Origin of the sequence: Paracoccus alkanivorans, assembly GCF_003697785.1 — a bacterium.
Classification (GTDB): Bacteria; Pseudomonadota; Alphaproteobacteria; order Rhodobacterales; family Rhodobacteraceae; genus Paracoccus; species Paracoccus alkanivorans.
In genome coordinates, this window is the sequence record NZ_QOKZ01000001.1 from 584,943 (window position 1) to 610,461 (window position 25,519).

Here is a 25,519-nt window from a genome sequence, read left to right on the forward strand (position 1 = left end):
TCGTGTTTTGCACCGGCCCGTCGGGCCATCCATCGGACCGCAGGAGGCGTGGCCCATGTTCGAGAACCTTTCCGACCGGCTTGGCGGAGTCTTCGACCGGCTGACCAAGCAGGGCGCATTGTCCGAGGACGACGTTACCGCCGCCATGCGCGAGGTGCGGGTGGCTCTGCTCGAAGCGGATGTTTCGCTGCCGGTCGCCCGTAGCTTCGTGAAGTCGGTGACGCAGAAGGCCACCGGCGCGGCGGTCACCAAATCCGTCACTCCCGGCCAGCAGGTCGTCAAGATCGTCCATGACGAACTGATCAAGGTCCTGCAGGGCGAGGACGAACCCGAAGCCCTGCGCATCGACAATCCGCCCGCCCCGATCCTGATGGTCGGCCTGCAGGGCTCGGGCAAGACGACCACCACCGCGAAGCTCGCCAAGCGCCTGAAGGAGCGCGAGAAGAAGCGCGTGCTGATGGCGAGTCTCGATACCAACCGCCCGGCGGCGATGGAGCAGCTTGCGATCCTCGGCCAGCAGATCGGCGTCGATACCCTGCCCATCGTGCCGGGCGAGACCGCCACCCAGATCGCCAAACGCGCCAAGCAGCAGGCGGCCTTGGGCGGCTATGACGTCTTCATGCTGGACACCGCTGGCCGGCTGCATATCGACCAGGTGCTGATGGACGAGGTGCAAGCCGTCCGCGACATCGCGCAGCCGCGCGAGACCCTGCTGGTCGTCGATGGCCTGACCGGGCAGGACGCGGTCAATGTCGCCACCGAGTTCGACGGCAAGATCGGCGTGTCGGGCGTGGTGCTGACCCGGATGGACGGCGACGGTCGCGGCGGCGCGGCCCTGTCCATGCGCGCCGTCACCGGCAAGCCGATCCGCTTCGTGGGCCTGGGCGAAAAGATGGACGCGCTGGAAGGCTTCGATGCGCAGCGCGTCGCTGGCCGCATCCTCGGCATGGGCGATATCGTCGCGCTGGTCGAGAAAGCGCAGGAAGTGCTGGAGGTCGAGCAGGCCGAGCGCATGATGAAGCGCTTCCAGAAGGGCCTGTTCAACATGAACGACTTGCGCGGCCAGCTTGAGCAGATGCAGAAGATGGGTGGCATGCAATCAATCATGGGCATGATGCCAGGCATGCAGAAAATGGCCAAGCAGGCCGAGCAGGCAGGCATGGACGACAGTGCCATCCGCCGCCAGATCGCGCTCATCAACTCGATGACCAGGAAAGAGCGAGCCAATCCCGCGATCCTGCAGGCCAGCCGCAAGAAACGCATTGCCTCGGGCGCCGGCCTGGATGTGGCCGAGTTGAACCGGCTTCTGAAGATGCAGCGCCAAATGGCTGATACGATGAAGAAGCTCGGCAAGATGGGCAAGGGCGGCATGCTGAAACAGGCGATGCGCGCGATGACCGGCAAGGGCGGCGGCTTGCCCGACATGGAGAATGTCGATCCGGCAAAAATGGCCGAGGCAACCAAGATGCTGCAGGATCCCAAGGGTCTGGGCGGCGATCTCGGCAAGGCCGGGCTGCCCGGCGGTCTTTCGGGACTGTTCGGCAAGAAATGACCACGCTTTCCGTCGATATCCCGGTTCTCGAAACCGAACGCCTGATCCTGCGCGAACCGCGCATGTCGGATTTCGAGGCGCATGCGAAATTCGCCGCCTCCGAGCGTGCCCGCTTCGTCGGCGGTCCGTTCGACCGATGGGGGGCATGGCGCAGCTTTTCCTCGGCCGTCGGCCATTGGATGCTGTTCGGTCATGGCTTCTGGGTCGTCGAGGACAAGGCCACCGGCGCGACTGCTGGTCGTGTTGGCGTGATCAAACCCGAGGGCTGGTCCGAACCCGAACTCGGCTGGCATATCTATGAAGGTTTCGAGGGCCGTGGCCTCGCCCATGAGGCCGCGCTCAGGGCCCGCGACCATGCCCAGGGCCCGATGGGCTTCGCGCCGCTGATTTCGCATATCGACCCTCAGAACACCCGCTCGCGCGCGCTCGCCGAACGCCTCGGTGCAACGATCGAGCGCGAAGGCGAATTGCTGGGGCACCCGGTGCTGATCTATCGCCATGTGAAGGACGCGGCATGACCCCGGTCCTGACAACAGGTCGCCTGATCTTGCGCGCACCCAACGCCGAGGATCTCGACGCCTATGCCCGCTTTTTCGCGGATGCCGAGGCATCGCATTTCTATGGCGGCCCACTGCGCCGCGACCAGGCGTATGGCGTGCTTTGCCGCGATATCGGCCATTGGGTGCTGAAGGGTTTCGGCAAATTCACTATTACCTGCAATAGCGAGGCGCTCGGCGGCTGTGGCATCGTCCACCCCGAGGGCTGGCCAGGCCATGAACTCACATGGTGGCTTCTGCCCGAAGCGCGCGGCACCGGCATCGCACAGGAAGCCTCCCGCGCGGTTCTCGCATGGGCGCGGGACAGGCTTGGCCGGAAGGTGGTCGAGACCCATTTCCGCGACGAGAACATCGCCGCGCGCCGCCTGACCGAGGCTCTGGGCGGTGCAAAGACACGCCGCGAGACCTTCCCCGACGGCATCGCCCGGGACATCTACGCCATCCCCACGGCAGAGGTCCCGGCATGATCCTGCTGTCCCCCGCCCCGTCCCTGTCCACCGAGCGGCTCTGCCTGCGCGCGCCCTGTGCCGGCGATTGGCCGCATTGGCGCGAATTCCACCTGTCGGAACGCGCGCGTTTCATCGGTGGCGGACCACAAATCAAACCCTCGGACAGTTGGCGCGCCTTTGGCCATATCATCGGTCATTGGGTCATGCGTGGCTGGGGCATGTTCGTCTTTACCCTGAAAGGGGATGATACTCCGCTCGGCATGACCGGCCCCTGGTTCCCCGAAGGCTGGCCCGAGCGCGAGATCGGCTGGACGATCTGGTCTCCCGCCGCTGAGGGCAAGGGTTATGCTTGCGAGGCCGCCTTGGCCGCCCGCGACCATGCCTATCAGGCGCTCGGCTGGAACGGCACGGTCAGCTATATCCATCCGGACAACGCCCGCTCCATCGCGTTGGTCGAACGCCTCGGCGCGGCCCGGGACGGCAACGCCCCGGTTCCCGAATTCGACGAACCCTGCCTTGTCTATCGTCACCCGGCGCCCGACCGGATCAGGGAAACCGCGACATGAATCCCGCCTTCTTCTTTGTCCAAATACCTTCGGGGGCGCGGGGGCAGACAGCCCCCGCCGCCAAGCTTGCCACAGGAGTCAGCGCATGACCGATCCCGTCACCCGTGCCGCCGAACTGCTTAAAGAGCATCGCGCCAGCATCGACCGGCTGGACGCGATCCTGGTCTATACGCTGGCCGAACGGTTCAAGCACACCCAATCCGTCGGCCGTCTCAAGGCCGCCCACGATCTTCCTCCCTCCGATCCGACGCGCGAAGCGCAGCAGATCGAACGGTTGGAACGCCTCGCGCGCGAGGCCGATCTCGACCCGGAATTCGCGCGCAAATTCCTGAATTTCGTGATCGCCGAAGTGATCCGGCATCACGAAGGACTGCAACCAGAGGGCAAATGAAAACGCCCTCTCCCCGCCATTTCAAAGGAGAAAACCAATGGCAATGAAAATCCGTCTGGCCCGTGGCGGCAGCAAGAAGCGCCCCCATTACGCCATCGTCGCAACCGACTCGCGCATGCCCCGCGACGGCCGCTTCCTGGAAAAGCTGGGTACCTATAACCCGCTTCTGCCGAAAGACAGCGAAGACCGCGTCAAGATGGACATGGAGCGCGTCCAGCACTGGCTGGATCAGGGCGCACAGCCGACCGACCGCATCGCCCGCTTTCTCGAAGCGGCCGGCGTCAAGGAAAAGGCCGAGCGCAAGAACATGAAAAAGGCCGAGCCCGGCGACAAGGCCAAGAAGCGCGCCGAGGAAAAGGCCGCGAAGGCCGCACCCGCCGAAGCTCCGGCAGACGAAGCCGCCGAGTAATCACCAGCGCAGGCCCGCATCGGATGCGGGCCCTTCCGCCGGGGGATACCCATGCTACGGCTGTTCAGAATCATGATGTTTGCGGTAATGGCCTTCATCGCCGGGATACTGACCGAAAGGTCGCTGCAAAAGGACCGCTGCCTGGATCTCGGCGGCAGTTGGGACAAGACCGGCATCTGCGACAGGGGATAACCCATGACGGACAAGACCTGTGTCGGAGCAATCGCCGGAGCCTTCGGCGTCAAGGGCGAGGTGCGGCTCAAAAGCTTTTGCACCGAGCCCCGCGACATCGCCAGCTATGGCCCCCTGACGACCGAGGGCGGGGACCGATCCTTTACCGTCAAGCTGACCCGCCCAGTGACCGGCGGGTTCGGCGCGCGGTTGTCGGGTGTTTCGACCCGTGAACAGGCCGAGGCCCTGCGCGGCACGACCCTCTGGGCCCCGCGCGAAGCCCTGCCCTCGCTGCCGGACGATGAATACTACCATACAGATCTGATCGGGCTGGAGGTCTTCGATACCGGGGGACAGCCCCTCGGGCGGGTTCGCGCGATCTATGATCACGGCGCGGGCGACATCCTGGAAGTCACCGGCCGCGAATTGCTGTTGCTGCCCTTTACCCGCGCCATCGTTCCCACCGTCGATCTCAAGGCGGGCCGGATCATCGCGGACCCGCCCGGCTCGGACGAATGACCCGGGTTCTGCTGCATCTGGGACTGCACAAGACCGGCACGACCAGCGTGCAGAAATTCCTTGAAGACAACCGCGCCGCGATCGAACCGGCTGCGGCGGTGCTGTTGCCTGCCCAAACGCGCGAGATCTCTCGTTGGGTCTGGCGCTTTCATCAATTGGGCGACCGCGATGTGCTGCAGGTGATCCGCGAGGATTTGCAACAACTTCTCACCGCCCTGCCGCTTGGCGACCGCGACCTGATCATCAGCGACGAGAACCTGCTGGGTCCGATGCCGCGCGCGCAGGATCCCTATCCCTATCCCTTTGCCGCCGCACTTATCACCACCTATCGGGAGGCGATGCAGGCCCTGCCGCAACCGCTGCAATTGAGCGTCTGCCTGACGACACGCCGCACGCATCACTGGGCCGTCAGCATCCATGCCCATCTGGCCCGAAAAATCAGGGCGGTCCGATTGACCGAGGATCGGGACAGTTTTGTCGCCCGCCTGACCCGGAACGGTTTCGAGCACACATTGGCAGCGATTCGTGCCGCTCTGCCCGATCTTGATCTGCAGGTGAACGGGATGGAGACATTGGCCGATCAGCCCTTCGGCCTTGCGCAGGTTTTCGTCGATTTCCTGAGCCTGCCGGACAACCGGATGCTTCACCCCCTCACACATCGGCACCGCAGCCCCGCGCCCGACCTGATCGAACGCCTGATCGAGCTGAATCGCGGCGACCTGGACGAGGACGCCCTGGCGGCAGCCAAGCAGGCACTGCTGGCCGCGCCGGACAAGGACAAGCAACGATGAAATCCCATGGCCGCCTGAAGGCGAAGCCCAGCCTTCGCCCGCGCGAATTGATGGCCGAACCGCAGGTCGAGGGCGTCTGGACCGCAAGGATCGTGACGCTCTTCCCCAAGGCATTCCCCGGCATTCTCGGCCTGTCGCTGACCGGCAAGGCCCTGGCGCAGGGATTGTGGAACCTGCAGACCATCCCGCTGCGCGAATTCGGAGTGGGCAAGCACCGCAATGTCGATGACACCCCGGCGGGCGGCGGTGCGGGCATGGTGATCCGCGCCGATGTCATGGATGCGGCGCTGCGCGAGGCGAAGCAGGGCGGCCCCGCCGGTCCGGTCATCTACATGTCCCCCCGCGGCCGCCCCCTGACGCAGGCCCGCGCCCGCACCCTGGCGGAAGGTCCCGGCGTCACGCTGATATGCGGGCGTTTCGAGGGCGTTGACCAGCGCGTTCTCGACGCCCATGATGTCGAGGAAGTCAGTATCGGCGATTATGTCCTGACCGGCGGAGAGATCGCGGCACAGGTCTTGATCGACGCAACCGTTCGGCTTATACCGCGCGTGCTGGGGAATCAGGATTCGCTGGCCGAGGAGTCCTTTTCCATCGGCAACCGGGGTCTTCTGGAACATCCTCAGTATACGAAGCCCGCCCAATGGGAAGGCCGCGAGATACCGGAGGTTCTGCTGTCCGGAAATCACGCGGCTGTTGCCGCTTGGAGGGAAGCAGAGGCCGAAAGGCTGACCAAGGAACGCCGCCCCGACCTGTGGCGGGCATGGGCCGACGCCGCGGGGCATCACCCCGGACAGGCGGCGGACATGGACCCGGCAAAGGACCGACAGCTCTCGGGCGCATCAGACCAATCGCGGGGCCACCGCGAGCCAGAAAAGGAATAAAGCGATGAATCTGATCGCAGAACTCGAAGCCGAGCAAATCGCCGAGCTTGGCAAGACCATCCCGGACTTCAAGGCCGGCGACACAATCCGCGTCGGCTACAAGGTGACCGAGGGCACCCGGACCCGCGTGCAGAACTATGAAGGCGTCTGCATCTCGCGCAAGGGCGGCAGCGGCATCGGCGCCAGCTTCACCGTCCGCAAGATCAGCTTTGGCGAGGGCGTGGAGCGTGTGTTCCCCCTCTATTCGACCAATATCGACGCGATCACGGTCGTCCGCCGCGGCAAGGTCCGCCGCGCCAAACTGTATTACCTGCGCGATCGTCGCGGCAAATCCGCCCGTATCGTCGAGAAAACCAACTACAAGCCCAAGTCGGGCGCTGAAGCAAACGCGTGAACGGAGGCCCCCGATGAAAAAGGATATCCATCCCGACTACCACATGATCGAGGTCAAGATGACCGACGGCACCACCTACCAGACCCGCTCCAGCTGGGGTTCGGAAGGCGACACGATGACGCTCGACATCGATCCGACCTCGCATCCCGCATGGACCGGCGGCTCTTCGCGCCTGATGGACACCGGCGGCCGCGTGTCGAAATTCAAGTCGAAATACGCGGGCCTGGGCTTCTGATCCAGCCACGCTGTCGCGATGCGAAACGCCGTCCCAAGGGGCGGCGTTTTTCGTTGCGCTCCCCCGGAAAACAGCTCGGAGAACAGCATCGAGTGAATCATCGGGGACGGAACCGGGATTGACTTGCCGCCATCCCATCCCGACAAATTCCCGCGATGGCCACGAACGAAAGAGATCGGCAATGCCCATGCCCTTCACCTATCGGCACGCAACGGATGAATGGCGCCGCTTCCTCGAAACGATGCGCAAGCGAACGCTGATCGACAGCGACAACGTCATATACACGGCGCTGGATGGACTTTTCCGGGCATTTCGCAGCCGTGTCCCGCCTCGGCTGGTGCTGGAATTCGGGGACGAACTGCCAGCGGTCATGAGGGCAGTTCTGGTCTCGCGTTGGGATATCACCGCGCCGCTGAAACCCTGGGTTTCCCGCAATGAGCTGGAACTGGAAATCAGGACGCTCAGGCGGGACCACAATTTCGCGCCAGAGGGCATTCTGGATGATCTGGTCTGGGGAATACGAACCGAGGTCAGGGAAATCGATTTCGACAGGGTATTGTCCAGAATGGAGCCGGAGGCGCAGGCACTTTGGGCAAGGATACCCGGTTGAAACTGCTTCTTGCCCCTTTCCTGATCGCCGCCGCCTGTATCCTCGCGGGTCTCTACGGCATGGTTCACAACCAGATTTCCTATTCAGTCTCGCCGGGTTATTTCCACGAGTTCAAGTTCATCCAGTTCGGGATCCAGCCTGAACTGCAGAGCCGCCTTGGCGCGGCGATCGTCGGCTGGCAGGCGTCGTGGTGGATGGGGATCGTCATCGGCCTGCCAATCTGCCTGCTTTCGCTTGCCATGCGCGGAACCGGAGCCTTCGTCCGGACCTTTCTGCTCGCCGCCCTGATGGTGGTCGCGATAGCCTTGCTGACCGGACTCGGTGCGCTTGCTGCCGGATATCTTGCGATCCAAGAAGGTCACCTGCCCGGCTGGATGGCGGGGTGGGAGGTTTCCGACCCCACCGCCTTCGCACGGGCAGGACTGATGCATGATTTCAGCTATATGGGCGGGCTGTTCGGGTTGTTGGCAGGCGGGGTCATGGTGATCGGAAAGATCCGGGCATCGCGCCAGAGGTCGCGCCGCCCCTAATACCCGCAGCTTCGGGCGTCACGCGCCCTCGAACTCGCACAGCGCATGGACCGGCATTCCCATCTCCTCAAGCCGCTTGCGTCCACCCAGTTCCGGCAGGTCGATCACGAAGGCGCAGCCGATCACCTCGGCGCCAAGGCGGCGGCATAGCTTGATCCCAGCCTCGGCCGTGCCGCCGGTGGCCAGCAGGTCATCGACGATCAGCACCCGTTCGCCCGGCTGCAGGGCATCGTCATGGATCTCCATTACCGCCTCGCCATATTCAAGCTGATAGGCTTCGGAAATTACGGTGCCGGGCAGCTTGCCCTTCTTGCGGATCGGCACGAAGCCTGTCGAAAGCTGATGCGCAAGCGCGCCGCCAAGGATGAACCCCCGCGCCTCCAGCCCCGCCACCCGGTCGATTCGCACGCCCGCATAAGGGTGCAGAAGCTGGTCGATGGCCATGCGGAAACCGCGCGCATCGGCGAAAAGCGTGGTGACGTCGCGGAAAACGATCCCCTCATGCGGAAAATCGGCGATGCTGCGGATGTAATCCTTGACGGTCCTGCTCATCCGGGGCGTTCCATTTCGAAAAGCTCCTGCACGGCGGTATAGTCCTTGTAGCCGAGACGGGCGATCCAGCCGCCCGCCGCACGCGGATCGAACCGGCCCTCGACGATGCAATCGTCACGGATATGCACCCCTGTCACCACGCCGAGCACGACGAAATTCGCCTTGCCCGCCAGCGGCAGAACCCGCGTCATGCGGCATTCCAGCGCCGCCGCGGCCCCGGCAACACGCGGGCAGTCGATGCTTTCGCATTCAGCGGCCTCTATCCCGGCGGCCTCGAATTCGTTGACGCCGGCGGTAAGCGGCGCGGAACTGGCATTCACCTGCTCGCGCAGATCCCCGGTGGCGATATTCACGCAGAATACGCCGGTTTCGATGATCTGCGCGACGCTGTCCTTAGTGCCCTTGCGGTCGGGCTTGGCCCCGGTCGAGGCGAACATCACCTGTGGCGGCACATAGGCCACCGCGTTGAAAAAGGAATAGGGCGCAAGATTATCGCCCTGCCCGCCTCGTGACGAAATCCAGCCGATGGGACGGGGTGCGACAAGTGCGTTGAAAGGGTTATGCGGGAGGCCATGGCCAGCCTCGGGTCGGTAGAACATTGATTTTCGCCTTTGGCTGAACCTGCCGCTCAACCTGCCACCGCTTTTCGGTCTGTGCAATGTCCCCTGTGCCGGCCCCTCGTGATATGGCCGGACAACCGGACAACGAATCTGCCCTGACGGGAATGCGGCTCGTTCCCGACATGGCCGGGCAGCGCCTGACCGCGGGTGGGCGCTCAGACGGCTGTGCTTCACGGTTTATGCCGCAATCCCGGACAAAGCTGAAATGGCAATACAAGTTGCACCAAAGCGCCCGCCCATGGGGGCGGTCGGGCGCTGCCCGGCGGGCCTGCGGTCCTTGATTCCGGGCGGAGGGAAAGCCTTGCCGGTGGCATGATCGTTTCAGGGTGATCCCGCTACATCACATCTGCATTTGCGCATTTTCGAACGGAAAACCGGTGTCCCGCTATCCTGAAAATGCTAAAGCCCCGAAAAACGGAGCCGCCATGTTCGAAATCCGCCCCGAAACGCCTGCAGATGAATACGAGGTCGAGACACTTTACGATCTGTGCTTTGCGCCGGGGCGCACGGCGCTTTCGTCCTATCGTCTGCGAGAGGGTGTGGACCGGGTTGCGAATCTATGCCTGCTGCTGCGCGATCAGGGCGGCTTCCTGCAGGCCGCGATCCGTTATTGGCCGGTGCGCGTGGGTGGACACCCTGCCCTGCTGCTGGGTCCGATCGCCGTTCACCCGACCGCGCAGGGCGAGGGGCTGGGCGGGCTGCTGATGCGCGACAGCCTTGCCCGCGCCCGCGACATGGGCTGGGCGCGGGTGCTGCTGGTCGGCGATGCGCCCTATTATTCGCGCTTCGGCTTCACCCGCCTCGAGGGCGTCGAGATGCCGCCGCCCACCAACCCGGACCGGGTCCTGGGGCTGGAGCTCCAGGATGGAGCCTGGGCCGGAATCGCCGGACAGGTCACGCGCGAAGCGGAAGCCGAAAACACGCCCGCACTGGCAGAAGATGCCGAGCCTCCCCATATCGATGCGACATGTCACGAAACAAGGCGGCCGAGAGACAGGCAAGATGATGACCAAACAGCAGCAGGTGCTGCCTCCGATCAACGACCCGAGCGTTCATGAGCAGATCGACCGGCTGGCGCGGCGTTACACCGATGCCGGGGGGCTGGGCATGGAGCTTCTCAACCTTGTCGGCAACAGCGCCGAGGGGCTGATTGGGCGATTGCCGGAATTCGTCCGCAAGCGCTTGGACCGGCTGACCCGGATGGCCCTGATGCGGGCGTTTACGGCGGCATCGGGATCACGTCGGGTCCTGCGCGACCGTGGCGACTGGTTCAACCGGCTCACCACCACCTTCAGCGGCGCGGCGGGCGGCGCCGGTGGCTTTGCCGGGGCCATGGTGGAACTGCCGGTGACGGTAACATTGCTGTTGCGGGCGATGCTGGAAATCGCCGATGAACATGGGCTTGACCCCGACAGCGAAGAGGTGCGGATGGAATGCTTGCGCGTCTTTGCTGCCGCCGGGCCGATGGAAGATGATGACGGCACCGATTTCGGGCTGCTCGCGGTACGGCTTTCGGTGACCGGGCAGACCGTGCAGGGGCTGATCAGCAAGGTGGCGCCGAAGCTGTCGATCTCACTGGGGCAGAAACTGGCCGCGCAGGCCGCGCCGGTCCTTGGCGCCTTTGTCGGCGCCTCGATCAACTACACTTTCGCGCGCTATTACCAGGAGGTGGCGCGGGTGCATTTCGGAATCATGCGGCTGGCGCAGGAATCCGGGATCCCGCAGGAAGCGCTGGTCGAGGCCCTGCGGCTGTCGATCGAGCGGATCGAGAACGGGCGGGCGGTGCGCCGGGCTTGAGCGCCGACAGGTATTTGAGCAAAGAAGAAGGGCGGTCAGGCTTGATCACTTTCGAGCGTGAGGGGTGCCGTCGACACCTCCAGATCCGCGGTGGAAAGCCCGCCTGACGGGCGGGCGAGGCGCGGGCGGGTGACCCAGTAAAGCCGTTCCTGCGCGCGGGTGATGGCGACATAGGTCAGACGTTTCCACAACGGGATCCCCGCCTCGCTGCGGTTCGACCATGCGGCGGCGCCGATATCGGGGGCAAAGACCTGCACATCGGGCCATTGCGAACCCTGCGCCTTGTGGATCGTGACCGCCGCGCCATGCAGGAAGGCCGCGCCCATGCGGGCGGCGAAGGGGATGAAGGGCTCTTCGGCGTCGGGCATCTCGATCTTGACGATGCTGGCGGCGGACAGGCGCGGTTCCTCGGCGCCGATCACGTGCAGACGCGAAAAGCCGGGCTTGCGTCCCGGTCCCAGATAAACGACCTGCGCGCCCTTGATCAGACCCCGCGCCTCCAGGTCGATGCGCTTCTTGCGGTGTTTCAGCGGCAATTCGAGCCCGTCGCAGATCAGCGGCTCTCCGGGCAGAAGCGCATCTCCGGGGGCGCCGAAAGCGGTGCGGAAGGCATGGATCAGGCGGATCCGGGTGGCATTGCGCCAGACCAACACCGGGCTGCGGGCCATCAGGTCGGATTCCACCCGCTCGGCCCAGATCACCCGGGGATCCCTGTCGGCGGCCTCGCGGACCATCTGCTCGAAGCCCCTGAAATCGAGGCTGCCGTCGGACAGCGCATGCGCCAGGTCGAGGATCGGGCTGTCATCGGCCTGCCGGTGGACCCGGCTCAGCATCAGGCGCTGCGATTCGGCAAGGCTGTCGAACACCATCTCGCCCGACTGGCCCACCGGGGCAAGCTGGGCCGGATCCCCGAACAGGACCAGAACCGGGAATATCTCGCGCAGATCCTCGAACTGGCGCTCGTCCAGCATCGAGGCCTCGTCGATCAAGCCGATATCCAGCCCGTCCTCGCGCCGTTTCCAGCCCTTGATGAAATCCGATCCGCGCAGACCCGCCGCCGCCAGCGCGCCGGGGATCGAGGCATGCTGGTCGTAGAAGGCCTTGGCGCGGTCCAAGGCAAGATCGGTCAGCCCCTCGACAGTGGGGCGGGTTCCCTCGCCCGTCAGCCATTCCGCGATGCGCTCGTATTCCGGATCATAGACGGGCGTATAAAGGATGCGGTGGATCGTGGTCGCCGGTACGCCACGGGTGCGTAGCACGAAAGCCGCCTTGTTGGTCGGGGCGAGGATCGCGACGGTGCGGCGGTCCTTGCGGCGCCGGCCCTCGTAATCGGCGCTGACGATCTCGACCCCGGCTTCGCGCAGGGCCCGGGTGATTTCGGACAGCATCAGCGTCTTGCCCGAACCGGCCTTGCCGATCACCGCCATGACCCGGCCCTTGCCGGGTTGCGGCGGGCGGAGTTCCTCGGCGGTCAGGTCAATGCCTGCGGCGGCGAAGGTTTCGGCCAGCCGGTCCCAGGCATCGGCCTGGTCGGAGGACAGCGCGGGTGTCGTGGAAAGGGTCTGGCCGGTCATGCGCAAGCTGTAGCCTGTGGCGGCCGGAAAGCGAAGGGGCGTCCGGCACTGTTCTCCAGGCTATTGCCCCGGCGTTATCCGTACCAGCGCCCCTTCATCCTGATCGGTCAGCAGCATGATCGAGCCATCCTCCGCCACCTCGACATCACGGATCCGGCCGATTCCCTGCAGATGCCGGGCTTCTCCGGTGACGCGGCCATCAGACAATTCGAGCCGGACCAGCGCTCCGGCCTGCAGTCCGCCGATCAGCAGGTCGCCCTGCCAGTCAGGAAACATCGCGCCATCATAAAAACTCATCCCGCCGGGCGCGATCACCGGGTCCCAGTAATAGGCAGGCTGTTCCGTGCCCTCCATCTGCGTGACGCCATCGCCAACCGGCTCCCCGCTATATTCGACGCCATAGGTCACGCGCGGCCAGCCGTAATTGCGGCCCGGCTGCGGGCGGTTCAGCTCGTCCCCGCCCCTTGGTCCATGCTCGACGGTCCACAGCGCCCCGTCCGGCCCCATATCCGCCCCCTGGATGTTGCGATGCCCCCATGACCAGATCTCGGGCAACGCCCCCTCCACTCCCGGCTGCCCCATCGGAGCGCCGCTTTGCGGATCGATCCGGACGACCTTGCCAAGCGTCGTCGCCACGTTCTGCGCATGCACGCGCGCGTCATCGACCGAACGTTCACCGGTTGTCACGAACAGCCCGCCCTGCCCGTCAAATACCAGCCGCGAACCGTAATGCTTGGTCGAATCCCAGGCCGGTTCCTGCTGCCAGATCACTTCCGCATCCTCGATTGCGGCTCCGTCGGCGGACAAGCTCCCGGTGGCGACCGCGGTGGCGGTCCTGCCCCCCTCTCGCGGTTGCGAGAAGCTCAGCCAGATCTGCCGCGTCGCGGAAAAATCATCGGCAATGGCCACGTCCAGAAGCCCGCCCTGATCGCGGCCGTCGACCTCTGGCACCCCGGCAATCGGGTCAGAAACCGATCCATCGGCGCCAATCAGGCGCAACCGGCCGGGCCGTTCGGTCACCAGCCAGGACCCATCGGGCAACTGCGCCATGCCCCAGGGATTCTCCAGCCCCTCGGCAATGACCTCCTGCTGCAGCGCCATGTCCGGCAGCACCGGCGCCCGGGTCTGGTTTTCGAAAGCCGGGCTCTGCCCCTGCGCATTGGGGGGAGCGTCATTGAAATCCTGCGCAAAGGCGGGCCCGGCAAGAATCCCGGCTGCGACAATGGCGGTCGATCGGACGGCGGCAAGTGAACAATCATGCGGCATGCTAGGCCCTTTCCGGTTGAACGGGGTCATGTCTCATCCGAACGCGGGCGGGCGGCCCGCGCTCTTCCCGGGGAGCCTAGCCTATCCCCGCAGATGATCAAGCTTGGCCATGTGCTGGGCGATCTGGCCGATCTCGACCAGCCAGTCGCCGACCAGATCTGGATCCTCGGGCGCGGCATGCACGCCGGGCGCGATGCGGCCATCCGCGACCGCCTGCACTGCCAGCGAGACCGGCACTGAAACAAGCTGCGCCATCGCGCTGCCCTTTTCATTGCCATGCGCGTCCAGCACCCATTCCCTGTGCCAGACGGTCTTGCCCTCGCGCTCGGCCTTCAGGGCAACGAACAGCACCACCCGGTCCGGTTCCGTCTCGGCATAGGCATTGTCGCGCCAGAACTCCTCGGCCATCTCGCGCAGGCGCGCCTCTCCGGCATCGCCCTCCAAGGTCTCGATCTCTTCGAAAACCGGTGTCCAGGCCTGCTGCCACCCCTTCAGCCGCAAGGTGCCGCGCACGAAATCCCGCACATTCCAATCGGGGTCGAAACCGTATTGCCGGATGAAGGGCAGCGAATCGCGATTGGGATAGACCTCGAAACGTTCCGGCGTGGGCAGGGGCGCATCATAGGGTTCGATGGCGTGCCATGGTCGCGCGACATCACGCAACTCCCCGTCGCGCAGCGATCTCGAAGGCGAGCGCAGCGCCCGCAGTACGCCCAGAGGCGACCAGCTGAACTTGTAGCGGAACGGGTTGGGATATTTCGGCACCCCGCCACAATAAGAGGTGAAGCGCACCGCATCGCCCGGTTGCTCGGCCAGCCTGTAATCCGTGACCAGATCATGGGCCATCAGGTGATCGATGCCGGGATCCAGCCCGACCTCGTTCACCAGCGCAACGCCCGCAGCCTTGGCCCGGTCCTCCAGCGCCGCCATCTCCGGCGCGATATAGCTGGAACTGACGAAATGCGCGCCCTTCGAGATCGCCATCCCGGCCAGTGCCACATGCTGATCGGCGGGCAGCATCGAAACCACGATATCACCGTGGCCAAGCGCCGCCTCCAGGGCCTCGGGCGCATAGGCGCGGATATCGCCGGTCAAGTCACCGACCGAGGCCCGGGCCCTGGCCTCGGTCCGGTTCCAGACCACGACCCCGGCCCCTGATTGCAGCAGGCGCCGCAATCCCGGAATGGCGCTCAAGCCGGTGCCGATCCAATGGACGGTCATGTCAAACCTCGTTCAGATATTCGCGAAAGATCGCCTCGGCGCGGCCCCATGGCCCTGCGTCCAGACGATCGAGCAGTTCCAGCACGGGCAAAAGCTGTGCGGCGTAATCCTCGGATGATTCACGCGGCAGCATCGAGGGCAGGTTGTCTATGGCCATCACGTCCAGTTCAGGGGTATCGGCCGCGCGCAGCACCGGCTTGTCCCAGCTCGTCGCCCGGTCATAGACCTTGATCGGAGAAAACTCGCTATCCGGATCACAGGCAATATCGCCTATCACCCGCAACGCGCGCCCGGAGCCCACTGCTCCCTCGGCCACAAAGACCGGCGCGCCGGGCCGGGCAAGAATCGCGTTGATGAAAATCTCATGCGCGAGCACCTCGGGGAACGGGCCGCCATGCGCGGTCTCTTCTATATCCCATCTCGTGACGGAAACGCCCATCCCGGTCAGAAGATCCGAGGCACCGGTTCCGACCCGACCCTTGGCACCGATGACGATCGCGCGGGGGCGCGGCAGCCCGGTGGCATCCAGCCGCGCCCGCAGGTCCCCGATCATCTCGTCTTTCGCGGCATAGGCATGCACCGGGCCGCAGATCCCGCCCCGCTGCTGCGCCGCCCACGCCATCAGCGACACCGCCGCCCCTGCATAACCCGCCCAATAACCGAATGCCGCCAGCCTGCGGCCATTCTCGTCCAGCAGATATTCAAGGTCGTAAAGCGCCCTGCCCCCTGCCTTGAACCGCCGCAGCAATACCCGCCCGGCGGACTGGCCCTTGAAGGCATGTCCGAACATGATGTGCCGGTGGCGCAAGGGCGAACCGTCCTCGGGCAGTTCCTTCAGGCCAAATACGATCGCGTCATCCGGAGCAGCGGGCCAGCTGCCCTCGGGCGCAATCTCTGCCCCTGCCCCGGCATAGTCCTGTGTCGGGATGACCCGGCGCGGGCTGTCCTCGACCGTGACCCGCATTCCCGCCGCGATCAGGGCGGCCACACCTTTCGGCGTGATCCCCACCCGATCCTCGTTCTCGCGGCTCTCGGCCCGCACCCATAGATGTGTCATATCCGTCTCCGCCCAGGATCAGGCCGTTCTAGAGCAACGGAGCATGGGCAACAAGTTTCCCCGGCCCGCCACGCGGGATCAGGTTATCCGGCGAATGCTGGCAGCAATCTCGTCCCATTCGAAGACACGCTTCCAGTCGTCGCGCATCAGCACCGGCTTGCCGAATTCGATGGCCTTGTTGCAGGCGTCGGAAAACGCGCCCTCGCGCTCTTCGAAGATCACCGCACCAAGGATGTTCATATGCCCCAGCAGGAAATCGCGGGCGCATTCATGACTGACTCCGCTGCGGCGCACGCATTCGTCCAGCGCCTCGCGCATGACGCTGAGCAGCGAGGCGCAGACGGTTTCGGACAGGCCCGGCTCCAGCATTGCCATCTGCCTGACGGTGACCTCGTAGGTCCGGGCGACCGGAGCATAGATTGCGCGGGCGATACGGTCGCCCAGTTCGTAATGCTCGCGCGGGCCCTGCATCAGCGCATTGACCACGCCTTGCCTGGCTGCGACGCCGCCGAAATGATCGCGGCGCCCCTCTTCGGTGGTCTCATTGTTGAAGATCGGCGGATGGCAGGGATGGGTGACGAAATAGGTGATGTCCTCGCGCTCAGGCAGATGGCCGGCGAAAGGCGCCGCAGCATCCAGCACCACGACCATGGTCCCTGTCGCAACCTCGGGCACGACGCTGGCCGCGACCTTGCCGATCACCGTGTCGGGAACCGCGAGAACGACCACCTCGGCGCCCTCCAGCGCGGTTTTCTGATCGACGCATTCCAGCCCCAACGCCTCCCGCAATCGGGCGCGCCCCTCTTCGCTGACCTCGACATGGCATGTCTCGAAATCGGTCTTCGCCAGGTTGGAGGACAGGCGCAGCCCCATCTTCCCGCCCGCACCGAACAGAGCGACCTTGGTCATTCCTACTCATCCTCTGATTTGCTTGCTTAACTGGTATGATAAGATAATAATGATACATACAAGTCAAGAGAGCGGAGACGAGATGAGCGGAAAAGAGGCGGCGGACGGGCAACGGCCCTGGGTGACATGGTTCGGAGACGATTTCACCGGCTCGGCGGCGGTGATGGAGGCTCTGGCTTTCGCGGGGCTGCCATCGGTCCTGTTCACCGATATTCCCGGCGATCGCCTTGCCGCCCGTTTCGGGAACTGCCTGGGCATCGGCATCGCCTCGACCGCGCGCAGCCACGGGCCGGGCTGGATGGCCAGGAACCTGCCCGCCCCGCTTGCCTGGCTGCATGGGCTGGGTGCGCCGATCCTGCATTACAAGATCTGCTCGACCTTCGATTCATCGCCCGAAACCGGCTCCATCGGCCGGGCGATCGAGATCGGCCTCGGCATCCGCCCCGCCCGCGCCGTGCCCCTGCTGACGGCGGCGCCCCTGATGCGGCGATACCAGGCTTTCGGGCATCTCTTCGCCGGAGGGCCGGATGGGGTATCGCGGCTGGACCGGCATCCGGTCATGGCGCATCATCCGGTGACGCCGATGACGGAATCCGATCTTCTGCGGCACCTGTCCGCGCAGACCGGCCTGCCTGGCGGGTTGATCGATCTGGTGGCGCTGGCATCGGACCCACAGGCCCGGTTGAGCGACCTGCTCCGCGATGGCACCCGCATCCTGTCGCTGGACTGTATCGATCCCGCCTCGGAGGCCGCCGCGGGAGAGCTGATCTGGCGCAACCGCGCGGATCTGGGCTTCGTCGCGGGCAGTCAAGGCGTCGAATATGCGCTGGTCCGGAATTGGCAACGGAACGGGCTTCTGCCGCCCCCGGCAGAAATCGGCTCGGCAGGTGCCGTTGACCGGATCGTGGCGGTTTCGGGCTCGGTATCGCCTGTCACCGCGCGGCAACTGGATTGGGCGGGGCGGAACGGCTTCACATTGCTGGCTTTCGACGCCGCCGCCGGCTGTGGACCAGCCGGGCTGCTGGAAGCCGAAGAGAACCGCCTTACCCTCGCCGCCATTGCGGCCGCCCGGCGAGGCAAAAGCCCACTGGTATATTCGGCCAGCGGTCACGATGGCCCCGAGGTCGCGCGCTTCCGCCATGCGCTGGCGCAAAGCGGGATGGACGCGGCGGCCGCCAACCAGCGCATCGGCGAGGCGCTCGGCCGCATCCTCGACCGGGTCCTGCGAGCGACCGGCATCCGGCGCGCGGTCATCTCGGGCGGCGACACCTCGGGGCACGGGATGCGGCAGCTCGGGCTGGCCGCGCTGGTCGCCAAGGCCCCGACCATCCCCGGCGCGGCACTCTGCACGGCCCATGGGGACGGCCCGCATGACGGGCTGGAGATCGCGCTGAAGGGCGGCCAGATGGGAAGCGAGGACTATTTCGGCTGGATTCGCGACGGCGGCGGCCCCCGGTAGAACGCAGGATCATCCCACCCGGCATCACCCTTCTTCTTTGTCCAAATACCTCGGGGTTACCGACGGATCGCGCCACTGGTTCCAGAGACCTGCCAGCGATGGGCGGAGTCCCGGCCATCGCGGGACGCAGCCCGACATCACCCCTGCCGCTCAAAGGCCACGCGCGAGCGTTCCAGGTGGCGGCGCATCTCCTCGATGGCGGCATCAGTGTCGCGCGCCTCGATATGATCGACGATCTTGGCATGCTCCAGCAGGGTGATCTCTTCGCTGCCCGAGCGGTGCAGCAGGCTGACGTGGTATTCGAACAGCCAGCCCAGCATCGCGTCCGAGACAGACAGGATAATCGGATTGTCGCACAGCGAGGCCAGCTTGCGGTGAAACGCCATGTCGATCGAGATGAAGGCCGTGGCGTTTCCCAACTCTGCCCGCTGCCGTTCGACCAGTTCGCGGAGTTCTGCGATATCTTCGGCTGTCGCCTTCTCGACGGCGACCCGCACCATTCCCATCTCGAACATCTGCCGGGCATGTTTCAGGTGGTCCAGGTTCCCCGGCGCAGAACTCAGGACCAGCCGCGCCAGCTCGTCGGACTGGTGCAGGACCGTGGCCGGGTTGATCTCGTTCACACGCGAACGCTCGCCATGGCTGATGGTGATCAGCCCGCTGTTATGCAGCGATTGCAGCGCCTCGCGCACGGCGGGGCGGCCGACGCCGAAACGGTCCATCAGCGCGCGCTCCGAGGGCATGTAGTCGCCGGGTTTCAACTCGTGACTGCGGATCATGTCATGCAGGCGCTCCAGGACCTGGTCGGACAGTTTCCTCCTGACGATCTTGTCGTCATTGCTGTCTGGGGCGCCGATCATCCCGATTCCATCTCCGCTGTGACTGGTCTGTTGTGGTGATAACTAAACCCTATCCGTCCAGTCCACAATTTCCCTCCGTGTCCCAGCCGAAAGCGGACAGGCCGTTTTGCGCGCGCGGGGTCAGGTTGGCGCGGATAATCCCGCCGCCCAGATGCAATATGGCCATCCCGTCCGCGATCCGCGCCTCGTGGACGGGTTGCCCGGCCCGTCCGGCCAGAGCGCGCAGGGCATGGGCGATCGGCAGAAAACCATCCGGGCCGGTCAGCCCGCGCGGCCCCAATACAGCCGCCGGGGTCCAGACATCGGCTGCAAAGGGCGCCAGCGCGGTCGCCAGCCCCACCGCATAGGCGGCTCCGAAGGCGGCGCGATGCCGGGGATCGTCATCGGTCATGCAGACCCGGCCATGATCGGGATTGGGGATGGTGCGCGAGCCATAGGGGTTCTGGCGCATGGCGATACTGGCCGGGCCGATGCGATACCCGCGCCCCGCCGCGATGGCGCGAGCCGAGCGGGCAATATGCGGTACCGCCTCCAGCGTCTCCATCACCGAGATATCGTCGGCGGCATGGACGATGGGGCAAAGGCCATGCGTGATGAAATCCAGCATCCCCGAAGGCGGACGCTTGCGGTTCAACTCGGGAAAGAAACTGGCCATGCCGCCGCCGCGCGGCAGATCGGGAAAGGCATCGGCCGCCGCGGCATGGACCCGGTCCAGAGGCGGGCAATCCGGCCATTCCGATCCCGGAGGCGTGGATTGCCGGTCAACCGAAGGACACACGAAGACCGACGACAGGGACAGCCCGGCATCGGCGACGGCGCGGGCATGATCGGCCAGTTCCTCCTCGGGCGATTGCATGCCGTCGAAACGGCAGATCAGCTCAAGGTCAAAGGCTGGCCCGGTCAGCACGGATTGCAGCGCCGCGAAAGCGGCGATTTGCGGCCCGACCGGCCCCGCCGCCGCATCGACATGGCAAAGCAGCCGCTGAGGGTCGACGAAACGGACAGCCTCGGTCACCTCATCGGCGCGTCGGGCATCCTCGGCAGTCAGGACCAGTGCCACTTGCGGGAATGCGGGATTCGCCGGAGGCGCCTCCCATACAGCAGCGCCCGCGGCCTCCGCTGCCCGCTCCCATGTGATCACGACCGATTGGGACAAGGCCTCACCATCCTCCAGCCGGTAAGGCCATGGCAGGGCGAGCGGCCGGTTATAGGTCTTGAACGAGGCATCGCCCCATTGCCGCTGATCCTCCATTTCGAACACATCGCCGGTGAAGGCACAACGGATATGCAGGCCGTCCGCGACATGCTCCAGCGCGGCGATATCCTTGAAAGGCTGCCATGGCGCGATCAGCAGCGGGAAATGCCCGGACTCCCGCGTTCCATCCGGATGGGTGACGGTGGCAGGCGCCCCGGCTACGCCGTCGATCGGGTGCAGGACGGTAAAGCCCGCGCGGTTGGTCTCGAACCCGCCCGTCGCGCGGCCATGCGCCGAGACCTGCAGGCCCGTCCCGGTGATCTCGACGCTCAGCACAACCTCCAGCCGTCCGGTCGCGGTATCGAAACGCATCGGGATGGTCACGCGCAGCGCCCCGGCCGTCTCGCGCTCGACCGGCCCCAACCGAGGCGCAATCGTGCCCCAGTCCCGATCCCGCACGAGGAAAGCGACCGAGCGGATCACCTCGATCCCGTTCACCCGGATATGCCGCAAGGCGCCGCTCTGCAGGGTCAGGCCGACATCGCCATGGGTGATGGTCTCGAAAGCCTCGGGCGGCTTGTCCGTGCCGTATAGGGCGCGCAGATCGCTCATAGCTCACCCGGATCGACAATGCGCGCCTCTGCCGCCGAGCGATAGGCGGCCTCGACCAAGGCGAGCGTCTGCAAATTGTCGCGTCCCGAGGTTTCGGGCTGGATTCCAGTGCGCAGGCATTCGGTGAAATGCCGCTGGATGATCGCCACGCTCTCCTGGATATTGTGCCACGGCTTCTCCGCCCAAGGCAAAAGCGGCGGGCTCACATCGCGGGTTTCAGTGCCGCCGCGCTTCTGGATCGTCAGGCGATAGCCCGCATCCAGCCGCAGCGCCCCCTCGGTCCCGTCGATCTCGATCAGGGTTTCGGGGAAGGTCTCGGGCATTCGCCGCGTCGCGTAAGAGCAATCGACGACCGACGTCGCCCCGCTCGCATGAGACAGCAGCATGGTCGCCACATCCTCGCCCCTGATCCGGGGATTGACCCGGCGGGTGGTGGCGGTGATCCGGTCCACATCGCCGAACAGGGCGCGGGAGATGTCGAGGATATGGATGCCCAGATCCTCGATGATGAAACGCTCGCCCTCGGCAAGGTAGGGCTGGCCCGAGAACACGTCATAGGCCGAGCGGAACGACACCCGCCCGAAGAAGGGCGTGCCGATAGCCCCGCCCCGCAGCGCCTCGATGACGGCGCGGACCGGCGATTGCCAGCGGAAATTCTCGTGCACCATCAGGGTCTTTCCCGCCCGCTCCACGGCCTCGACCATGTGGCGGGCATCGGTCAATGTCTGCGCGAAAGGCTTCTGGCAGATCACGTGCAGCCCGGCATCCGCCGCCATCTCGACCAGCGCGCGGTGAGAGGAAACCGTCGTGGCGATGTCCACCGCGCCGAACCCGCCCTCGGCGAACATCTCGGCGGCATCGGTATAGCGGCGCGCGATACGGAACGCGTCCCCTACCGCATCCAGCCTGTTCCGGTCGCGGTCGCACAGCGCAACAACCTCGACGCTTTCGAGGTCTTCCCATCCATGCAGCTGATTCTGTGCAAAAAACCCGCAACCGATCAGGGCGATTTTCAGCATTCTGCACATCCCGTTCTACTTGCCCAATGCCGCCTGTGCCTGCAGCGCCACCCTTGCCTGCACGCGCTGCTGCGCCTGGTCTATCACCACGGCGGCGACGATGACGATGCCCTTGATGACCGTCTGCCAGAAGGCCGAGACGCCCATCATCACCAGCCCGTCCGACAGCACCCCGATGACGAAAGCGCCGACGATGGTGCCCCCGATCCGGCCCCTGCCGCCCGACATCGAGGTGCCGCCCAACACCGCCGCCGCGATGGCGTTCAGCTCGAACGTGTCGCCGGTGGCCGGATGGGCGGCGACCAGTTGCGAGGCGATGATGATCCCCACCAGCGCCGCGCAGAAACCCGAGAACATGTAGACGAAATACTTGATCTGCGTGACCCGGACGCCCGACAGTCCCGCCGCCTTCTCGTTGCCGCCGACGGCGTAGATATAGCGGCCAAGCGGCGTGCGCCGGGCGATATAGGCCGCGCCCAGCCCCACGATCACCAGCATCCAGATCGAGACCGGGATGCCCAGCATGTCCCCGGCCCCGATCCAGCGGAACGTGTCGGAGCCATATTCCGGATTGCCGTTCAGATTGGGAAAGGTCCGCCCGTCCGAGGACAGCATCGCCGATCCCCGCGCGATATAGAGCGTGCCGAGCGTCGCGATGAAGGGCGCCACATTCAGCTTGGTGATCAGGAAAGCGTTCAGCGCCCCGACCAGCACGCCCACGGCGATGACGATCAGGCAGATCTCGAATGTGTTGAACTGGATCGACCAGCCAAACCCCGGATTGATCCCGTGCAGCAGCAGCCAGCCGGCCACCATCCCGCAAAGCCCGACGATCGAGCCGACCGACAGGTCGATCCCGCCCGAAACGATGACGAAGGTCATACCGATGGCCAGAAACGCGTTCAGCGCGACATGTTTCGACATGATGACCAGGTTGGCCGTGGACAGGAAATTCGGCGCGGCGATTGAAAAGAACAGCACCACGAGGATCAGCGCGATGAAGGTCCGCGCCTTCAATAGCAACAGCAGCGCATTGCCTGACCCCGGCTGGTTCCCGGGCATGGAAACGGTTGAATCGGTCATCTGGCGGCATCCTCCGTCACGGGTTCTGCGGAAATATCGGGGGTGTGTCCCTTCGCCGAAGCCTCGACCAGCGCGGTCTCGGTCGCCTCGTCCCGGTTGAATTCGCCGGTGATCCGGCCATTCGACATCACGATGATACGGTCCGACAGCGACATCACCTCTTCGAGATCCGAGGTGACGAAAACGATCCCCAACCCCTCGGCCGCCAGCTTGCGCATGACGCGGAACACCTCGGCCTTGGCGCCGATATCGATCCCGCGCGAAGGTTCGTCCATCAGCAGGATCTTCGGGTTGGTCATCAGCGCCTTGGAAATGACCACCTTCTGCTGGTTGCCACCCGACAGCGAAGAGACCTCGTGCTCGGGCGAGGCAACCTTGACGGTCATCCGCCTGATGAAGTCGCGCACCGTCTCTGCCTCGCGCTTCAGTGACATGTGCACGCCGCGGGTAAAGGCGGACAGGCTCGACAGCGTCATGTTCTCGCGGATCGACAGGATCTGCACCAGGCCATCGGTCTTGCGGTCCTCGGGGATCAGGGCGATGCCCCTGGCGATGCGCCCGGCAACGCCTTGCGCGGTCAGCCGCGCGCCTTCCACGAAGAACTCGCCCCGGTAGTCGCGCCGCTCACCGATGATGCATTCCAGCAATTCCGAGCGTCCCGCCCCCATCAGCCCGTAGATGCCCAGGATCTCGCCCGCGCGCAGCGAGAAGGACACGTCCCGCACATCGAAACCGCCGTGACGGTTGGGCGCGGTGACATGTTCGGCGCGAAAGATCTCGGGGCCGAAATCATGTTCGATCTCCTTGGCGAAATCCTTAGAAGCCTGACCGATCATGTGCCGCACGATCCAAGGAATATCGACACCCTCCATCGATTGCGCCCCGGTGATGACCCCGTCGCGCAGCACGGTGATATAGTCACCAACGCGGATCAGCTCTTCCATCCGGTGCGAGATATAGACGATGCCGACACCCGAGGCGCGCAGGTCGTCGATCACCCGGAACAGGATCTCCACCTCTGCCGCCGACAGGGCCGAGGTCGGCTCGTCGAGGATCAGGATGCGGGCATCCTGCGCAAGGCTTTTCGCGATCTCGACGATCTGCTGCTGGCCGACCTTGAGATCGCCAACCAGCGCATCGGGATCGATGTCATGCTCCAGCCGCTTCATCAGCGCACGGGTCATCTCGCGCTGTTTCGCCTTGTCGATATCGATCCCGAAGCGGGTCTTCTCGCGCGAAATGAAAATATTTTCCGCCACGCTCAGATTGGGAAACAGGTTCAGTTCCTGGAACACGATCCCGATCCCGTGCCGCGCCGCGTCATCGGTGGAACGAAACTCGACCTCCTGCCCGTCAAGGATCAGCCTGCCGCTGGTCAGACGCTCGACCCCCGCGATGACCTTCATCATCGTGGATTTGCCCGCCCCGTTCTCTCCCACGAGGACATTGACCGCGCCCATGCGCAGATCGAAATTCACGTCCCGCAAGGCGACCGTGCCGGGATAGACCTTGGTGCCATCGCGGATCGACAGGCCGACGGGATGCGCCTCTGCTGGCCGGGTCATGTCAGCCTCCGACCTTCAGCATCGTGGGCACCAGTTCGATCTTCGCCGGATCGCGCAGGGTGAAGACACCCTCGAAACGCGCGGTCTGGCCGATCACGTCGCCGCCGGGTTTGGCGATGGCGGCATGGGCCGCGGCGTTCAACGCATTGGCCAGCTTGGCGAATTCGATCTGGTCGCGGAAATCGGTGAACACGATGAACGGCATCGCGTCCCGCAGGGCGGTGCCGCGAATGACCGGGCCAAGCTGCACTGTGACATCCGCCGCCCCGTCTCCCGTCGTATCGACCCCCAGCTTGGCCGCCCGGCTGTCCAGCTTGGCCTCGACGATCCTGCCCTCTCCCGACACGGCGAAATTCCACGGATTCGCCTCGCCTTCGGGGCGCAGGCCGTGTTGTTGCCCCGCCGCATTCGCATCCGCCGCCAGCGCGGATCTTAGCTCGGCCAATGGCACCAGGTTCTCCTGGATGACCGGAAGGACCTTGGGCTGCCAGATCTCTTGCGCATAGGCTTCCATCCGCGCTTCGTCGGTCTGACCGCTCGCGGCGGAGGCGGCCTCGCCCGGATCCGGATCGGGGACGATCTTGCATCCCGCCATCGCAACGGCGGCGGCAAGGCAGAGCGCGGAAAGGCGAAAGACGTCTCGCATGATGCGTCACATCCTTTCGGGGAAGGTCT

The 25,519-nt window shown here is 65.1% G+C and carries 29 protein-coding genes and 1 pseudogene; 17 read left to right on the forward strand and 13 right to left on the reverse strand.

Translation table 11 applies throughout. The features are described from left to right. The first annotated feature begins 55 nt into the window (after nt 1-55). The 14 genes from ffh to C9E81_RS02995 all read left to right on the forward strand — a co-directional run bounded on the left by ffh (nt 56) and on the right by C9E81_RS02995 (nt 8,055). A complete protein-coding gene (gene ffh / locus C9E81_RS02935) occupies nt 56-1,552 on the forward strand; it encodes a signal recognition particle protein (RefSeq protein ID WP_122110798.1) in 1,497 nt (498 codons plus the stop codon). Further along, nucleotides 1,549-2,070 (forward strand): GNAT family N-acetyltransferase, encoded by a 522-nt coding sequence (locus C9E81_RS02940; protein WP_122110799.1) that lies wholly within the window; start codon nt 1,549-1,551, stop codon nt 2,068-2,070. The genes ffh and C9E81_RS02940 overlap by 4 nt, the downstream gene beginning before the upstream one ends. Next, nucleotides 2,067-2,576, forward strand: a complete 510-nt coding sequence (locus tag C9E81_RS02945) for a GNAT family N-acetyltransferase (RefSeq protein WP_122110800.1) — start codon at nt 2,067-2,069, stop codon at nt 2,574-2,576. The genes C9E81_RS02940 and C9E81_RS02945 overlap by 4 nt, the downstream gene beginning before the upstream one ends. Beyond that, complete coding sequence (locus C9E81_RS02950) at nt 2,573-3,124, forward strand: GNAT family N-acetyltransferase (RefSeq protein ID WP_122110801.1); 552 nt, start codon at nt 2,573-2,575, stop codon at nt 3,122-3,124. The genes C9E81_RS02945 and C9E81_RS02950 overlap by 4 nt, the downstream gene beginning before the upstream one ends. Before the next feature lie 85 nt (nt 3,125-3,209). Beyond that, nucleotides 3,210-3,515: a chorismate mutase gene (locus tag C9E81_RS02955; protein WP_106692318.1), complete on the forward strand. Its 306-nt coding sequence runs from the start codon at nt 3,210-3,212 to the stop codon at nt 3,513-3,515. 37 nt (nt 3,516-3,552) lie between these two features. Beyond that, nucleotides 3,553-3,924 (forward strand): 30S ribosomal protein S16, encoded by a 372-nt coding sequence (rpsP, locus tag C9E81_RS02960; RefSeq protein WP_122110802.1) that lies wholly within the window; start codon nt 3,553-3,555, stop codon nt 3,922-3,924. 51 nt (nt 3,925-3,975) lie between these two features. After that, nucleotides 3,976-4,116, forward strand: a complete 141-nt coding sequence (locus C9E81_RS22825; protein ID WP_166461796.1) for a hypothetical protein — start codon at nt 3,976-3,978, stop codon at nt 4,114-4,116. Between the two features lie 3 nt (nt 4,117-4,119). Beyond that, on the forward strand, nt 4,120-4,614 hold the full coding sequence (rimM, locus tag C9E81_RS02965) for a ribosome maturation factor RimM (protein ID WP_122110803.1): 495 nt from the start codon (nt 4,120-4,122) through the stop codon (nt 4,612-4,614). Further along, on the forward strand, nt 4,611-5,405 hold the full coding sequence (locus tag C9E81_RS02970; RefSeq protein ID WP_122110804.1) for a hypothetical protein: 795 nt from the start codon (nt 4,611-4,613) through the stop codon (nt 5,403-5,405). The genes rimM and C9E81_RS02970 overlap by 4 nt, the downstream gene beginning before the upstream one ends. After that, entirely contained in the window at nt 5,402-6,286 is an 885-nt protein-coding gene (gene trmD, locus C9E81_RS02975; RefSeq protein WP_122110805.1) for a tRNA (guanosine(37)-N1)-methyltransferase TrmD, read from the forward strand. Before C9E81_RS02970 ends, trmD begins: the two co-directional genes overlap by 4 nt. 4 nt (nt 6,287-6,290) lie before the next feature. Then, nucleotides 6,291-6,680, forward strand: a complete 390-nt coding sequence (gene rplS, locus C9E81_RS02980) for a 50S ribosomal protein L19 (RefSeq protein ID WP_106692314.1) — start codon at nt 6,291-6,293, stop codon at nt 6,678-6,680. 13 nt (nt 6,681-6,693) lie between these two features. Continuing rightward, nucleotides 6,694-6,915, forward strand: a complete 222-nt coding sequence (rpmE, locus tag C9E81_RS02985; RefSeq protein ID WP_122110806.1) for a 50S ribosomal protein L31 — start codon at nt 6,694-6,696, stop codon at nt 6,913-6,915. Between the two features lie 181 nt (nt 6,916-7,096). Beyond that, nucleotides 7,097-7,525 carry a DUF2267 domain-containing protein gene (locus C9E81_RS02990; RefSeq protein WP_122110807.1) on the forward strand — a complete coding sequence of 143 codons (429 nt, stop codon included), beginning with the start codon at nt 7,097-7,099 and terminating at the stop codon, nt 7,523-7,525. Beyond that, the gene (locus C9E81_RS02995) at nt 7,522-8,055 is read left to right on the forward strand and encodes a hypothetical protein (protein WP_122110808.1); all 534 of its coding nucleotides are present in this window, start codon (nt 7,522-7,524) and stop codon (nt 8,053-8,055) included. Before C9E81_RS02990 ends, C9E81_RS02995 begins: the two co-directional genes overlap by 4 nt. Before the next feature lie 18 nt (nt 8,056-8,073). Here C9E81_RS02995 and C9E81_RS03000 read toward each other — a convergent pair whose 3' ends face one another. Next, complete coding sequence (locus C9E81_RS03000) at nt 8,074-8,607, reverse strand: adenine phosphoribosyltransferase (protein WP_122110809.1); 534 nt, start codon at nt 8,605-8,607, stop codon at nt 8,074-8,076. Beyond that, the gene (locus C9E81_RS03005; protein WP_122110810.1) at nt 8,604-9,206 is read right to left on the reverse strand and encodes a flavin reductase family protein; all 603 of its coding nucleotides are present in this window, start codon (nt 9,204-9,206) and stop codon (nt 8,604-8,606) included. Before C9E81_RS03005 ends, C9E81_RS03000 begins: the two co-directional genes overlap by 4 nt. 446 nt (nt 9,207-9,652) lie before the next feature. Between C9E81_RS03005 and C9E81_RS03010 the strand changes: the two are divergent. Continuing rightward, a pseudogene (locus C9E81_RS03010) lies at nt 9,653-10,129 on the forward strand (GNAT family N-acetyltransferase); the annotation flags it as partial. A gap of 103 nt (nt 10,130-10,232) precedes the next feature. Then, a complete protein-coding gene (locus tag C9E81_RS03015; protein WP_122110812.1) occupies nt 10,233-11,024 on the forward strand; it encodes an EcsC family protein in 792 nt (263 codons plus the stop codon). Between the two features lie 35 nt (nt 11,025-11,059). Here C9E81_RS03015 and C9E81_RS03020 read toward each other — a convergent pair whose 3' ends face one another. From C9E81_RS03020 to C9E81_RS03040, 5 genes are all read right to left on the reverse strand, one after another. Beyond that, nucleotides 11,060-12,598, reverse strand: a complete 1,539-nt coding sequence (locus tag C9E81_RS03020; RefSeq protein ID WP_122110813.1) for an ATP-dependent DNA helicase — start codon at nt 12,596-12,598, stop codon at nt 11,060-11,062. A 60-nt stretch (nt 12,599-12,658) separates the two neighbouring features. After that, complete coding sequence (locus C9E81_RS03025; RefSeq protein WP_122110814.1) at nt 12,659-13,864, reverse strand: PQQ-dependent sugar dehydrogenase; 1,206 nt, start codon at nt 13,862-13,864, stop codon at nt 12,659-12,661. Nucleotides 13,865-13,945: 81 nt separating this feature from the next. Next, the gene (locus C9E81_RS03030) at nt 13,946-15,085 is read right to left on the reverse strand and encodes a saccharopine dehydrogenase family protein (RefSeq protein WP_122110815.1); all 1,140 of its coding nucleotides are present in this window, start codon (nt 15,083-15,085) and stop codon (nt 13,946-13,948) included. 1 nt (nt 15,086) lies between these two features. Then, the gene (locus C9E81_RS03035; RefSeq protein WP_122110816.1) at nt 15,087-16,142 is read right to left on the reverse strand and encodes a saccharopine dehydrogenase; all 1,056 of its coding nucleotides are present in this window, start codon (nt 16,140-16,142) and stop codon (nt 15,087-15,089) included. 78 nt (nt 16,143-16,220) lie between these two features. Continuing rightward, nucleotides 16,221-17,051, reverse strand: coding sequence for a phosphogluconate dehydrogenase C-terminal domain-containing protein (locus tag C9E81_RS03040; RefSeq protein ID WP_122110817.1), 831 nt, complete (start codon nt 17,049-17,051; stop codon nt 16,221-16,223). An 82-nt stretch (nt 17,052-17,133) separates the two neighbouring features. On the opposite strand from C9E81_RS03040, the gene C9E81_RS03045 reads away from it, so the two are divergent. Further along, a complete protein-coding gene (locus C9E81_RS03045) occupies nt 17,134-18,510 on the forward strand; it encodes a four-carbon acid sugar kinase family protein (protein ID WP_122110818.1) in 1,377 nt (458 codons plus the stop codon). A 137-nt stretch (nt 18,511-18,647) separates the two neighbouring features. Here the strand turns inward: C9E81_RS03045 and nanR are convergent, their stop codons facing one another. The 6 genes from nanR to C9E81_RS03075 are packed head-to-tail and all read right to left on the reverse strand — an operon-like array spanning nt 18,648 to nt 25,490. Next, nucleotides 18,648-19,370 (reverse strand): transcriptional regulator NanR, encoded by a 723-nt coding sequence (gene nanR, locus C9E81_RS03050; protein ID WP_122110819.1) that lies wholly within the window; start codon nt 19,368-19,370, stop codon nt 18,648-18,650. Between the two features lie 49 nt (nt 19,371-19,419). Then, the gene (locus tag C9E81_RS03055; RefSeq protein ID WP_122110820.1) at nt 19,420-21,177 is read right to left on the reverse strand and encodes a D-apionate lactonase family protein; all 1,758 of its coding nucleotides are present in this window, start codon (nt 21,175-21,177) and stop codon (nt 19,420-19,422) included. Next, complete coding sequence (locus C9E81_RS03060) at nt 21,174-22,196, reverse strand: Gfo/Idh/MocA family protein (RefSeq protein WP_243698470.1); 1,023 nt, start codon at nt 22,194-22,196, stop codon at nt 21,174-21,176. Before C9E81_RS03060 ends, C9E81_RS03055 begins: the two co-directional genes overlap by 4 nt. A gap of 15 nt (nt 22,197-22,211) precedes the next feature. Beyond that, nucleotides 22,212-23,279, reverse strand: coding sequence for an ABC transporter permease (locus C9E81_RS03065; protein ID WP_243698471.1), 1,068 nt, complete (start codon nt 23,277-23,279; stop codon nt 22,212-22,214). Next, nucleotides 23,276-24,844: a sugar ABC transporter ATP-binding protein gene (locus tag C9E81_RS03070; protein WP_122110822.1), complete on the reverse strand. Its 1,569-nt coding sequence runs from the start codon at nt 24,842-24,844 to the stop codon at nt 23,276-23,278. The genes C9E81_RS03065 and C9E81_RS03070 overlap by 4 nt, the downstream gene beginning before the upstream one ends. Nucleotide 24,845: 1 nt before the next feature. Next, a complete protein-coding gene (locus C9E81_RS03075) occupies nt 24,846-25,490 on the reverse strand; it encodes a DUF2291 family protein (RefSeq protein WP_122110823.1) in 645 nt (214 codons plus the stop codon). Nucleotides 25,491-25,519 lie beyond the last annotated feature (29 nt).

Excerpts from the sequence above, each read along its gene's own strand:
- C9E81_RS03070 (WP_122110822.1), bottom strand. The coding sequence starts at position 24,844 with ATGACCCGGCCAGCAGAGGCGCATCCCGTCGGCCTGTCGATCCGCGAT.
- C9E81_RS03060 (WP_243698470.1), bottom strand. The coding sequence starts at position 22,196 with ATGCTGAAAATCGCCCTGATCGGTTGCGGGTTTTTTGCACAGAATCAG.
- ffh (WP_122110798.1), top strand. The coding sequence starts at position 56 with ATGTTCGAGAACCTTTCCGACCGGCTTGGCGGAGTCTTCGACCGGCTG.
- C9E81_RS02970 (WP_122110804.1), top strand. The coding sequence starts at position 4,611 with ATGACCCGGGTTCTGCTGCATCTGGGACTGCACAAGACCGGCACGACC.
- C9E81_RS03020 (WP_122110813.1), bottom strand. The coding sequence starts at position 12,598 with ATGACCGGCCAGACCCTTTCCACGACACCCGCGCTGTCCTCCGACCAG.
- rimM (WP_122110803.1), top strand. The coding sequence starts at position 4,120 with ATGACGGACAAGACCTGTGTCGGAGCAATCGCCGGAGCCTTCGGCGTC.
- rpsP (WP_122110802.1), top strand. The coding sequence starts at position 3,553 with ATGGCAATGAAAATCCGTCTGGCCCGTGGCGGCAGCAAGAAGCGCCCC.
- nanR (WP_122110819.1), bottom strand. The coding sequence starts at position 19,370 with ATGATCGGCGCCCCAGACAGCAATGACGACAAGATCGTCAGGAGGAAA.
- C9E81_RS03035 (WP_122110816.1), bottom strand. The coding sequence starts at position 16,142 with ATGACACATCTATGGGTGCGGGCCGAGAGCCGCGAGAACGAGGATCGG.
- C9E81_RS03075 (WP_122110823.1), bottom strand. The coding sequence starts at position 25,490 with ATGCGAGACGTCTTTCGCCTTTCCGCGCTCTGCCTTGCCGCCGCCGTT.
- rpmE (WP_122110806.1), top strand. The coding sequence starts at position 6,694 with ATGAAAAAGGATATCCATCCCGACTACCACATGATCGAGGTCAAGATG.
- C9E81_RS22825 (WP_166461796.1), top strand. The coding sequence starts at position 3,976 with ATGCTACGGCTGTTCAGAATCATGATGTTTGCGGTAATGGCCTTCATC.
- C9E81_RS03045 (WP_122110818.1), top strand. The coding sequence starts at position 17,134 with ATGAGCGGAAAAGAGGCGGCGGACGGGCAACGGCCCTGGGTGACATGG.
- C9E81_RS03025 (WP_122110814.1), bottom strand. The coding sequence starts at position 13,864 with ATGCCGCATGATTGTTCACTTGCCGCCGTCCGATCGACCGCCATTGTC.
- C9E81_RS03065 (WP_243698471.1), bottom strand. The coding sequence starts at position 23,279 with ATGACCGATTCAACCGTTTCCATGCCCGGGAACCAGCCGGGGTCAGGC.
- C9E81_RS02950 (WP_122110801.1), top strand. The coding sequence starts at position 2,573 with ATGATCCTGCTGTCCCCCGCCCCGTCCCTGTCCACCGAGCGGCTCTGC.
- C9E81_RS03000 (WP_122110809.1), bottom strand. The coding sequence starts at position 8,607 with ATGAGCAGGACCGTCAAGGATTACATCCGCAGCATCGCCGATTTTCCG.
- rplS (WP_106692314.1), top strand. The coding sequence starts at position 6,291 with ATGAATCTGATCGCAGAACTCGAAGCCGAGCAAATCGCCGAGCTTGGC.
- C9E81_RS02945 (WP_122110800.1), top strand. The coding sequence starts at position 2,067 with ATGACCCCGGTCCTGACAACAGGTCGCCTGATCTTGCGCGCACCCAAC.
- trmD (WP_122110805.1), top strand. The coding sequence starts at position 5,402 with ATGAAATCCCATGGCCGCCTGAAGGCGAAGCCCAGCCTTCGCCCGCGC.
- C9E81_RS03005 (WP_122110810.1), bottom strand. The coding sequence starts at position 9,206 with ATGTTCTACCGACCCGAGGCTGGCCATGGCCTCCCGCATAACCCTTTC.
- C9E81_RS03030 (WP_122110815.1), bottom strand. The coding sequence starts at position 15,085 with ATGACCGTCCATTGGATCGGCACCGGCTTGAGCGCCATTCCGGGATTG.
- C9E81_RS03055 (WP_122110820.1), bottom strand. The coding sequence starts at position 21,177 with ATGAGCGATCTGCGCGCCCTATACGGCACGGACAAGCCGCCCGAGGCT.
- C9E81_RS02955 (WP_106692318.1), top strand. The coding sequence starts at position 3,210 with ATGACCGATCCCGTCACCCGTGCCGCCGAACTGCTTAAAGAGCATCGC.
- C9E81_RS03015 (WP_122110812.1), top strand. The coding sequence starts at position 10,233 with ATGACCAAACAGCAGCAGGTGCTGCCTCCGATCAACGACCCGAGCGTT.
- C9E81_RS02940 (WP_122110799.1), top strand. The coding sequence starts at position 1,549 with ATGACCACGCTTTCCGTCGATATCCCGGTTCTCGAAACCGAACGCCTG.
- C9E81_RS02990 (WP_122110807.1), top strand. The coding sequence starts at position 7,097 with ATGCCCATGCCCTTCACCTATCGGCACGCAACGGATGAATGGCGCCGC.
- C9E81_RS03040 (WP_122110817.1), bottom strand. The coding sequence starts at position 17,051 with ATGACCAAGGTCGCTCTGTTCGGTGCGGGCGGGAAGATGGGGCTGCGC.